General features: G+C 60.5%; 11 protein-coding genes and 2 tRNA genes. 9 read left to right on the forward strand and 4 right to left on the reverse strand.

What is annotated here, in order from left to right:
* The 9 genes from infC to ACK41V_RS17885 form a co-directional block, all read left to right on the forward strand.
* Positions 1-513, forward strand: a 513-nt coding sequence (infC, locus tag ACK41V_RS17845) for a translation initiation factor IF-3 (protein WP_409784236.1), incomplete at its 5' end; no start/stop codon positions are given.
* Positions 514-693: 180 nt separating this feature from the next.
* A complete protein-coding gene (rpmI, locus tag ACK41V_RS17850; RefSeq protein WP_100410054.1) occupies positions 694-897 on the forward strand; it encodes a 50S ribosomal protein L35 in 204 nt (67 codons plus the stop codon).
* 25 nt (positions 898-922) lie between these two features.
* Positions 923-1,282: a 50S ribosomal protein L20 gene (gene rplT, locus ACK41V_RS17855; protein WP_121420463.1), complete on the forward strand. Its 360-nt coding sequence runs from the start codon at positions 923-925 to the stop codon at positions 1,280-1,282.
* A gap of 111 nt (positions 1,283-1,393) precedes the next feature.
* Positions 1,394-2,446 (forward strand): phenylalanine--tRNA ligase subunit alpha, encoded by a 1,053-nt coding sequence (gene pheS, locus ACK41V_RS17860; protein ID WP_409784238.1) that lies wholly within the window; start codon positions 1,394-1,396, stop codon positions 2,444-2,446.
* Between the two features lie 122 nt (positions 2,447-2,568).
* Positions 2,569-5,016, forward strand: coding sequence for a phenylalanine--tRNA ligase subunit beta (pheT, locus tag ACK41V_RS17865; protein WP_409784240.1), 2,448 nt, complete (start codon positions 2,569-2,571; stop codon positions 5,014-5,016).
* 26 nt (positions 5,017-5,042) lie between these two features.
* Positions 5,043-5,396, forward strand: a complete 354-nt coding sequence (locus ACK41V_RS17870) for an integration host factor subunit alpha (protein ID WP_409784242.1) — start codon at positions 5,043-5,045, stop codon at positions 5,394-5,396.
* Between the two features lie 97 nt (positions 5,397-5,493).
* On the forward strand, positions 5,494-5,928 hold the full coding sequence (locus ACK41V_RS17875) for a MerR family transcriptional regulator (protein ID WP_409784244.1): 435 nt from the start codon (positions 5,494-5,496) through the stop codon (positions 5,926-5,928).
* Positions 5,929-5,959: 31 nt separating this feature from the next.
* Positions 5,960-6,036, forward strand: a tRNA-Pro gene (locus tag ACK41V_RS17880).
* Between the two features lie 239 nt (positions 6,037-6,275).
* On the forward strand, positions 6,276-6,575 hold the full coding sequence (locus ACK41V_RS17885) for a single-stranded DNA-binding protein (RefSeq protein WP_409784246.1): 300 nt from the start codon (positions 6,276-6,278) through the stop codon (positions 6,573-6,575).
* A gap of 98 nt (positions 6,576-6,673) precedes the next feature.
* Here the strand turns inward: ACK41V_RS17885 and ACK41V_RS17890 are convergent, their stop codons facing one another.
* From ACK41V_RS17890 to ACK41V_RS17905, 4 genes are all read right to left on the reverse strand, one after another.
* Positions 6,674-6,877, reverse strand: coding sequence for a hypothetical protein (locus tag ACK41V_RS17890; protein ID WP_409784248.1), 204 nt, complete (start codon positions 6,875-6,877; stop codon positions 6,674-6,676).
* Positions 6,878-7,134: 257 nt separating this feature from the next.
* Positions 7,135-7,210: transfer RNA gene (locus ACK41V_RS17895), tRNA-Thr, on the reverse strand.
* Positions 7,211-7,221: 11 nt separating this feature from the next.
* On the reverse strand, positions 7,222-8,229 hold the full coding sequence (locus ACK41V_RS17900; protein ID WP_409784250.1) for a class 1 fructose-bisphosphatase: 1,008 nt from the start codon (positions 8,227-8,229) through the stop codon (positions 7,222-7,224).
* A 23-nt stretch (positions 8,230-8,252) separates the two neighbouring features.
* Positions 8,253-9,928, reverse strand: a 1,676-nt coding sequence (locus ACK41V_RS17905) for a DUF3458 domain-containing protein (protein WP_409784252.1), incomplete at its 5' end; no start/stop codon positions are given.

Genomic DNA, 9,928 nt, shown 5'->3' on the forward strand with positions numbered 1-9,928 from the left:
GGTCCTGAGAACGAGCCTTTGGGCGTTGTCAGTCTGATGGAAGCCTTGTGCATGGCGGGCGAGTTGGACGTGGATTTGGTGGAAATCGCTGCTACAGCGAATCCGCCAGTGTGCCGCTTGATGGACTACGGCAAGTTCAAGTACCAAGAGCAAAAGCGTGCTGCCGAAGCCAAGGCCAAGCAAACGGTCATCGAGATCAAGGAAGTCAAGTTCCGTCCCGGTACGGACGATGGCGACTACAACATCAAGATGCGCAACATCCGCCGCTTTCTGGCGGATGGTGACAAGTGCAAGATTACGCTGCGGTTCCGCGGCCGTGAAATCACGCACCAGGAATTGGGACTGGCCCTGCTCAATCGCATTCGCGATGAACTGGGCGACACCATCCTCATCGAGCAGTTTCCCAAGCTGGAAGGCCGCCAGATGATCATGATGATCGCCCCCGGCCGTAAAAAGCCCGCCGCTGCGAAACCCGCTGCCGAAGGCGCTTCGTCGGCTGGCAGCGCTGCTTGAGATTGAGCTGATTGATTTGAGAATTTGACCGCTCTGCCTGCGAGGGCAGAATGGTCAGAGGCGGTGCTTTGGTACCGTCGAACGAGGGGCGAAATCCCTTCAATAAAAGTGGCTCGGGGCCAACAAGGTTGCAGATCGGTTTGCAAACGCCTCACGAGCACAACGAAAAGGAGCATTCACATGCCCAAAATGAAGACCAAGAGCAGCGCGAAAAAACGTTTCCGCGTTCGTCCCGGTGGCACCGTCAAGCGCGGTCAAGCCTTCAAACGTCACATCTTGACCAAGAAGACCACCAAGAACAAGCGCCACCTGCGTGGTGCAGTCGCTGTGCACGAGACCAATATGGCCTCGATTTCACAGATGCTGCCCGGCATGGGCGTTTAATTAACGACGAACAAGGAGTACATACATGCCTCGCGTCAAACGTGGTGTAACGGCCCGTGCCCGTCACAAGAAAGTTCTCGCCCTCGCTAAGGGTTTCCGTGGTCGCCGCGGTAATGTCTACCGTATCGCCAAACAGGCGGTAATGAAGGCTGGGCAATATGCCTACCGTGACCGCCGCACCAAGAAGCGCGTGTTCCGCCAGTTGTGGATCGCCCGTATCAACGCCGCTGCCCGTGAACTGGGCCTGACCTACAGCCAGTTCGCCAACGGCCTGAAGAAGGCTTCTATCGAGATCGACCGCAAGATGCTGGCCGACCTCGCAGTGCACGACAAGGCTGCCTTTGGCAGCATCGTGAACCAAGTCAAGGCCAAGCTGGCTGCTTGAGATCACGATGAGCGGCTATCGTTCTGATAGCTGCTTGCGCAATAACAGCAAGGGCTAGAGCTTGAAAAGGCACTAGCCCTTGTTTATTTTTCACGAGCGATAAAGAGTCGTATGAACGAGTTGGATTCCCTGGTTGAGAGCGCGACGCAACTGTTTGCCCAAAGCGCCACTCCCGCTGATCTGGAAAACGCCAAGGCGCAGTTTCTCGGCAAGTCGGGCCGCGTGACCGAGCTCATGAAGGGCATGGCGCAGCTGTCGGTGGACGAAAAGAAATCCCGTGGCGCGGCCATCAACGTCACCAAGCAAGCCATTGAAGCCGCTTTGACGGCCCGGCGCCAAGCCTTGGCCGATGCGGAGTTGCAGGTACAACTCAAGGCTGAAGCGCTGGACGTCAGCTTGCCGGGTCGCCAGCGCGGGCAGGGCGGTTTGCACCCTGTGTCGCTGACGCTCGAACGCATCGAGGGCATTTTTGGCTCCATGGGTTTTGACGTGGCCCAGGGCCCTGAGATCGAAACCGACTGGTTCAACTTCACCGCATTGAACACGCCGGAAGACCATCCTGCGCGTTCGATGCACGACACGTTTTATGTCGAGGGCGGCACTGCCACCGCGCCCAACCTGCTGCGCACGCACACCAGCCCCATGCAGATCCGCCACGCGGTGCAACATGTCAAAAAGCACCGCGCTGCTTTGGATGCGGGCCAGCCCATGCCCGAGATTCGGGTGATTGCGCCCGGCCGCACCTACCGCGTGGACAGCGATGCCACACACTCGCCCATGTTCCACCAGTGCGAAGGCCTGTGGATTGGCGAGAACGTGAGCTTCAAGGACCTGAAGGTCATCTTCACGGCGTTTTGCCGCACCTTCTTCGAAAGCGACGACCTGGTGCTGCGCTTTCGCCCCAGCTTCTTCCCCTTCACGGAGCCCAGCGCCGAGATCGATATCCAGTTCCAGACCGGTCCCCTGGCGGGTCGATGGCTGGAAGTGGCAGGCTCGGGCCAAGTGCACCCCAACGTGGTGCGCAACATGGGCCTTGACCCCGAAAAGTACATCGGCTTCGCGTTCGGCATGGGGCCTGACCGCCTGACCATGCTGCGCTACGGCGTCAACGACCTGCGTTTGTTCTTTGATGGCGACATCCGCTTCTTGTCGCAGTTTCAGTAACGCAAAAAAGTGAGCTGCTGGCGCTTGATTTCATTAGGTTTCAATGCCATGGGGCATTCAACCCCTTTATTGACAAGCGCAACCAGCTATATTTTTAAGAGCTAACGCCAAAGAATCTCCCTATGCAATTCCCTGAGTCCTGGTTGCGCGAATTCTGCAATCCTCCGCTGACCACCCAAGAACTGGCCGACACGCTGACCATGGCGGGGCTGGAGGTCGAAGAACTCCGTCCTGTCGCTCCGCCGTTTACCCACATCGTCGTGGGCGAAATCAAGGAGGCCGTGCAGCACCCCGACGCTGACCGCCTGCGCGTGTGCCAGGTGGACGTGGGCCAGGGTGCCTTGCTCAATATCGTGTGCGGCGCACCCAATGCCCGCGTGGGCATCAAGGTGCCGTGCGCCATGGTGGGCGCCGAGCTGCCGCCAGGTGACGACGGCAAACCTTTCCTCATCAAGGTCGGCAAGCTGCGGGGCGTGGAAAGCCAGGGCATGCTGTGCTCGGCCCGCGAACTCAAGCTGTCGGAAGACCATGGGGGGCTGCTGGAGCTGGATGCCTCCGCGCCCGTTGGTCAGGATATCCGTACGCACCTGAACCTCGACGACACGCTGTTCACCTTGAAGCTCACGCCCAACTTGGCGCATTGCCTGAGTGTGTATGGCGTTGCACGTGAAGTGTCTGCACTCACGGGTGTGCCCTTGCAGCAGCCGTCGTTCCCGGCTGTGGGGGCACAACTGCCCGACAAGCTGGCTGTGAAGGTGAGCGCGACCGACCTGTGCGGACGCTTCTCGGGCCGCATCGTGCGCAACGTGAACACGCGCGCTGCCACTCCTCAGTGGATGTTGGATCGGTTGGCCCGCTGTGGCCAGCGTGGCGTGTCGCCGCTGGTGGATATCTCCAACTACGTGATGTTTGAGTTGGGCCGTCCATCGCATATTTTTGACCTGGACAAGATCCACGGTGGCCTGGATGTGCGCTGGGGCAAGCCGGGTGAGCAACTCAAGCTGCTCAATGGCACCACCGTGACGGTGGACGACAAGGTGGGTGTCATCGCCGACGACGTCCAGGTGGAATCGTTGGCCGGCATCATGGGTGGCGACGCCACCGCCGTGTCTGACGACACAAAACATATCTACATCGAAGCAGCCTTCTGGTGGCCGAAGGCAGTGGCAGGCCGTTCGCGCCGCTTCAATTTCTCCACCGATGCGGGCCACCGTTTTGAACGGGGCGTGGACCCAAGCCTGACGGTCGAGCATATCGAGCGCATCACCCAGCTCGTTATGGATATCTGCGGTACGCCCGACACCGTGTGCGGCCCGATGGATGACCAAGTGGTCAATCTGCCGGACTCCAAACCTGTCACGCTGCGCGTGGCGCGCGCAGCCAAGGTCATCGGCATGCCGCTCACACAGGCGCAATGTCTGGATGCGCTGGAGCGTCTTGGACTGCCTGTGGTGCAGGGTGAGGGCACGCTTACCGTTAAGCCGCCGGCCTATCGTTTTGACCTTACGATTGAAGAAGACCTGATCGAAGAAGTTGCGCGCATGGTGGGCTACAACAACCTGCCCACCACGCCGCCACTGGCACCCATTAGCCCCAAGCTGTCGCTCGAAGCCACGCGCAGCCCGTTTGCCGTGCGTCGTTCGCTGGCAGGACTGGGGTACCAGGAGACGATCAACTTCAGTTTTGTGGAGGAGCGCTGGGAACACGAGTTGGCTGCGAACGCGCAACCCATCAAGCTGCTCAATCCCATTGCAAGCCAAATGAGCGTCATGCGCTCGACACTGCTGGGGTCATTGCTACAAGTTTTGAAGTTCAACCTCGACCGCAAGGCAGAACGCGTGCGTGTGTTCGAGCTGGGGCGTGTGTTCTTGCGCGATGCCAGTGTGAGCAACACCGACACCACGGTGGAAGGTTTTCACCAGCCCATGCGCGTGTCTGGTTTGGCCTACGGGCCGAACGATGCGCTGCAATGGGGCCGCAAAGAGCAGTCCATTGACTTCTTTGACGTGAAGGGCGACGTAGAGGCCCTGTTGGCGCCGTTGAACGCCACCTTCGAGCCTGCGACCCATCCTGCCATGCACCCCGGGCGCTGCGCGCGTGTGCTGCTGAACGGGCGTGCCATCGGTTTTGTGGGCGAGCTGCATCCACAGTGGCGCCAGTCCTGGGATCTGCCGCAGGCTCCGGTGATGTTCGAGCTGGAACTCGACGCTGTCCTGCAGCGCGTGGTGCCGCAGTTCAAGTCGGTTGCCAAGCACCAGGCCGTCGAGCGCGACCTGGCCCCGGTGGTAGCTGAGCGCGTGACGCATGCCGACGTGATGGCGGCCGTACAGGCCGCCGTGCCCAGCGGCATGCTGCGCTCTGCCGTGCTGTTCGACGTGTACCGCCCCAAGCCGCTAAAGGCTGGTGAGGAAACGCCTGTCGGCGGTCTGGCCCCTGGTGAGAAGAGTCTTACCGTGCGCTTGACCTTGGGCAGCGACGAAGCCACATTGACCGAGGCCGAGATCGAGGCGACCGTACAGGCTGCTGTGACGCAGCTTGCACAGCGCGTGGGCGCTCGACTGCGCGGCTGACGGACGGCGACACAAGCGAACAGAACATGACGATGCTGACTGGGAGAGATACCGTGATCGAATTTGCAGTTGAAAGTCTGGAGACTCCCGCGCTGACCAAGGCGTTGTTGGCGGACCTGTTGTTCGATCAGATCGGGTTGAACAAGCGCGAGTCCAAGGACATGATCGACGCATTTTTCGACCTCATCTCGCAAAGTCTGGTGGAAGGCAAAGACGTCAAACTGTCCGGCTTCGGGAATTTTCAAATTCGCACGAAGGCACCTCGCCCCGGCCGCAATCCGCGAACGGGTGAAGCCATCCCCATCAAGGCGCGCCGGGTGGTGACTTTTCATGCCAGCAGCAAGCTCAAGGAACAAATTCAGACCGCTGCCGTGGTGTGAGTTTGTGGCGATTTCGTGACCAAATGTGTTGGAGTGGCTGGCGGGTTTTACGCGACTGCAGTAACCTTGTCGGCTTTCCCGTTTGAATCTGGATTCCATGGGCACTACGCTTCCTTCCATCCCCGCCAAGCGTTATTTCACGATCGGTGAGGTCGCTGAGTTGTGCGGTGTCAAGCCGCATGTGTTGCGCTATTGGGAGCAGGAATTCACGCAATTGCGCCCCATGAAACGTCGCGGTAACCGGCGTTATTACCAGCACCACGAGGTGCTCATGATCCGCCGCATACGGGACCTACTGTATGACCAGGGCTTCACCATCAGCGGGGCCCGCAACCGGCTTCAGGAATTGGTCCACCCGGCACGCGAGGATGGGGCACCTGACGACACCGATGGCTTGGCCGACTTTGAACTGCCGAGCATGTTGCTGGATTCAGCGCGCGACCTTTCTATTGATGCAACGAACTTTGCTCTGGACTCCAATGCCGTGCGCAAAGAATTATTTGAAATTCGCGCCTTGCTTTCCCTGAACTGAGTGTTATTTCTGCATATAATCTAAGTCTTGTCGGCGTGTAGCGCAGCCTGGTAGCGCACTTGCATGGGGTGCAAGGGGTCGCGAGTTCGAATCCCGCCACGCCGACCATTGATAGCAAAAGCCCAGAATCGCAAGGTTCTGGGCTTTTTTGCTGCGCGCGAGAAAGACTACGCTGATGGCTTTTGCGAGATGCAGGGCGGAGTCACCAGGCGTGTCGGCGCATTGCTCTGCCCCGTCGCCTCTAAGGTTCGAATGGCAGCAAACCAGACATTTGCAGGCTGCCGAGAGAGCCTGTGTGCCGCGCAAAAAACTAATGACGACCCGAGTGTGGTCAAGGATGCTCACTCATGATCGATGGACTGGTGGCCGGTAGGCTCTACGGCGATGCGGAGCAGCGCATCGACAAGGCAGGTAAACCATTTACCGTGGCCAAGGTGCGCGCCAGCACGGCGGACGGCGAGACATTGTTCGTTAACGTGATCGCGTTCGAGGCTAGCGTTTGCGTTGCGCTTCGCGCACTGCTTGACGGTGATTCGCTGGCGCTGACCGGCAGCATCACCCCCCGCGTTTGGACCGACAAGCAGGGAGTGACCAAGCCCGCCTTGGACATGGTGGCGCAACGCATCCTCGCGTTGTCGGCGGAGTAGGGCGCTCCTAACCCTGTGTCGGCCCAGGTGTCCGGCTGATTGTTGGATGAGGGGCGTCGTAGACAGCCCTGAATCTCCACGGTGCGATGCGTGTCGATTCAATCCGGCTTTTTGGGAGGCGCTTCATCGCGTGCAAAGCCCAGGGCTTTCAGTTCTTCATCGCTGACATCCAACTCCGTCAACTCCGGTTGTCGCGCTTCGACCGTGCGGCGCCGTTCAAAGTTGGTCGGAGGTCCTTTCTCGTCCTGGCGACGGTCTGTACCAGCTCTTCGGTCGACGGGTGCTCTGCGGTCTGTGGTCATGGGATAGTGTCCGAAAACTGTGATGGAGCGGAAGTGGCGCTTTTCGCTGCTCAACCGCGTTGGGGCCATGCGAGAGCGCATGCGATTCTCAGTCCCAGTCTGCCTGAGTCGCACAATTTTGAATACGAATAAACGACACCAGCGCTCGGGATACTCAACGGGGTTTGAGAGCATGTCCCATGTCTCCCGTGCTGTTGACCAAGCGCCTGACCGGCCAACAAAAAAGCCCTGACTCTTGCGAATCAGGGCTTTTCATTTGGTGCCGGAGAGATGAATCGAACACCCGACCTTCTCATTACGAATGAGCTGCTCTACCGACTGAGCTACACCGGCTTAGCCTCGGATTATAGCGTGGAATGGTAACTGGTCACTCGCTCGACCTCATTCTTGGAGCCGAGGATGACGCTCACACGCTCGTGCAGTTGGGTGGGCTGGATGTCCATGATGCGTTGTTTGCCGTTGGTGGCGGCGCCTCCGGCCTGCTCCACTAGCCAGCCCATGGGGTTGGCTTCGTACATCAGGCGCAACTTGCCGGGTTTGTTGGGCTCGCGTTTGTCCCAGGGGTACATGAAGACGCCGCCGCGGGTCAGGATGCGGTGCACGTCGGCCACCATGCTGGCAATCCAGCGCATGTTGAAGTCCTTGCCGCGCGGACCTTCCTTGCCCTGCAGGCATTCGTCGATGTAGCGCTTCACGGGGGCATCCCAGTGGCGCATGTTGCTCATGTTGATGGCGAATTCCTTGGTGTCTTCAGGAATGCGGATGTTCTCTTCGGTCAGCACGAAGGAGCCCTGTTCGCGGTCGAGCGTGAACATGGCGACGCCGTCGCCCACGGTCAACACCAAGGTGGTCTGGGGGCCATAAATGCAGTAGCCAGCTGCAACCTGCTGGGTGCCTGGTTGCAGAAAATCGCCTTCTTCCACGCCACGGTCGTCATCGGGCTTCTTGAGCACGCTGAAGATGGTGCCGATGCTCACGTTCACGTCGATGTTGGACGAGCCATCGAGGGGGTCGAACAGCAGCAGGTACTCGCCTTGCGGATAGCGATTGGGCACCAGATAGATGCCGTCCATTTCTTCCGATGCCATCGCCGCCAGATGGCCGCCCCATTCGTTGGCTTCGATCAGCACTTCGTTGGCGATGATGTCGAGCTTTTTCTGGATTTCGCCCTGCACGTTTTCGCTGGTGGCTGTGCCCAGCACGCCGCCCAGCGCGCCTTTGTTCACGGCGTGGCTGATGCTTTTGCAGGCGCGGGCCACCACTTCCAGCAGCAGGCGCAATTGGGATGGGATGAGGCCGTCCACCCGTTGCTGTTCAACGAGGTATCGGGTCAGACTGATGCTTTTTGCCATGGGGGTCTCTTCTTGGTCGTGAGTTATTCAGCCAGCGCGCGGGTGACAACCTCGCGCACGTCGTTGGAGAGGGAGGGCCTGGCGGCCACACGGGCAATGGCTTCGCGCGCGGAGGTGCGCCAAGGTTCTGCCAGCTTCTTCCAGCGGTCCAGGGCGCGAGCCAGGCGTGCGGCGACCTGGGGGTTGATGGCGTCCAGCTCGATAACGCGGTCGCTCCAGAACACATAGCCTGCTGCATCCGACCGGTGGAACGCGCCGGGGTTGGCGCTGCAGAAGCTGAAGATCACACTGCGTGCCCGGTTCGGGTTCTTCAGGCTGAAGTCCGGGTGCTGCATGAGCTGGCGCACGGCGGGCAGGACGTTGCCGCAACGGTCTGGCGCGCCGGCCTGCAGCGCAAACCACTTGTCGATGACCAGGGGTTCATCCTTGAACAGGGCATGAAAGCGGGCAAGCGCGGGTGCAGCCAGCTCGCTGCCGCTGGCCACGAGGGCCGTCAGGGCGTTGAAGCGGTCGGTCATGTTGCTGGCGGCCTTGAAGCGTTGATACGCCTTGCCGGGCCAGACCCCATCGTCCGTCTTCTGCGCGGCGATGCACAACATGTGCAGCGCCAAGCCGCTGAGCGCGCGGCGGCCCGATGAGACAGGATCAGGGCTATAGCCACCAGTGTCCTGGTTTTGCTCCCACGTCCATTCCCAGTCGGCTTGTAGCGACAGCGCCAGCTCTTCGCGCATGGCCTCGCGCACGGCGTGAATGCGCTGCGGGTCCACCACGTCGAGCTGCTCGGCGATGTAGGTCTCGGAGGGCAGGGTGAGCACCAGCTCTTTGTAGGCTGCATCCAGCGCGGGGTTGCCCAGTACGGCGCGCATGGCGGCGACAAACTCTGCGGACAGAATTTGATGCTCAAAACGGCCGCTAGCGCTTATCCCCTGTGCGCTGTTAGCTATTGAACTAATAGCTGTGCGAAGCGCCAGGCGCTGCCCTGCCTCCCAGCGGTTGAAAGCGTCCGTGTCGTGCGCCAGCAGCGTGAGCAACTGGGCATCGGTGTACTCGATGTCCAGCACCACGGGGGCACTGAAGCCGCGCAGCACCGAAGGCACGGGCTCTGCATCCAGGTTGGTGAAGGTCAGAGTCTGCGATGCCTCTGTGAGCACCACGACGCGCGATGTGGCTTCTGTCGCAGCGTCTTCGCCTGCAAGGTGCAAGGGCAGGGCGGCGCCGGTGCTGGCGTTGACCAAGCCCAGTTCCACGGGGATGACATAGGGCAGCTTGTCGCTCTGGCCAGGCGTTGCTGCGCAGCTTTGCGACAGTGTGAGGGCGTAGCAGCGGGTCGCGGCGTCATAGCGGCCTGCGGCGCGCACGCGGGGGGTGCCCGCTTGGCTGTACCAGCGCTTGAATTGCGCAAGGTGCTGCGTGAGCGGGCTGCCTGGGTTGGCATCGGCGATGGCCTGCACGAAGTCGTCGCAGGTCACGGCCTGGCCGTCGTGGCGCTCGAAGTACAGCTTCATGCCCTTGGCAAAACCGTCGCGGCCCACCAGGTTGTGCTGCATGCGCACCACCTCGGCACCTTTTTCGTAGATGGTGACGGTGTAGAAGTTGTTGATCTCGACGTAGCTGTCGGGCCGCACCGGGTGGGCCATGGGGCCTGCATCCTCGGGGAACTGCGCGGTGCGCAGCACGCGCACGTCTTCGATGCGTTTGA

The sequence above is a fragment of the Acidovorax sp. genome (genome assembly GCF_046291265.1).
In the GTDB taxonomy this organism is placed as follows: Bacteria; Pseudomonadota; Gammaproteobacteria; order Burkholderiales; family Burkholderiaceae_C; genus Acidovorax.

Bases quoted from the DNA above. Each gene is read 5' to 3' on its own strand.
- rpmI (WP_100410054.1), top strand. From the start codon at position 694: ATGCCCAAAATGAAGACCAAGAGCAGCGCGAAAAAACGTTTCCGCGTT.
- rplT (WP_121420463.1), top strand. From the start codon at position 923: ATGCCTCGCGTCAAACGTGGTGTAACGGCCCGTGCCCGTCACAAGAAA.
- pheS (WP_409784238.1), top strand. From the start codon at position 1,394: ATGAACGAGTTGGATTCCCTGGTTGAGAGCGCGACGCAACTGTTTGCC.
- pheT (WP_409784240.1), top strand. From the start codon at position 2,569: ATGCAATTCCCTGAGTCCTGGTTGCGCGAATTCTGCAATCCTCCGCTG.
- ACK41V_RS17870 (WP_409784242.1), top strand. From the start codon at position 5,043: ATGACGATGCTGACTGGGAGAGATACCGTGATCGAATTTGCAGTTGAA.
- ACK41V_RS17875 (WP_409784244.1), top strand. From the start codon at position 5,494: ATGGGCACTACGCTTCCTTCCATCCCCGCCAAGCGTTATTTCACGATC.
- ACK41V_RS17885 (WP_409784246.1), top strand. From the start codon at position 6,276: ATGATCGATGGACTGGTGGCCGGTAGGCTCTACGGCGATGCGGAGCAG.
- ACK41V_RS17890 (WP_409784248.1), bottom strand. From the start codon at position 6,877: ATGACCACAGACCGCAGAGCACCCGTCGACCGAAGAGCTGGTACAGAC.
- ACK41V_RS17900 (WP_409784250.1), bottom strand. From the start codon at position 8,229: ATGGCAAAAAGCATCAGTCTGACCCGATACCTCGTTGAACAGCAACGG.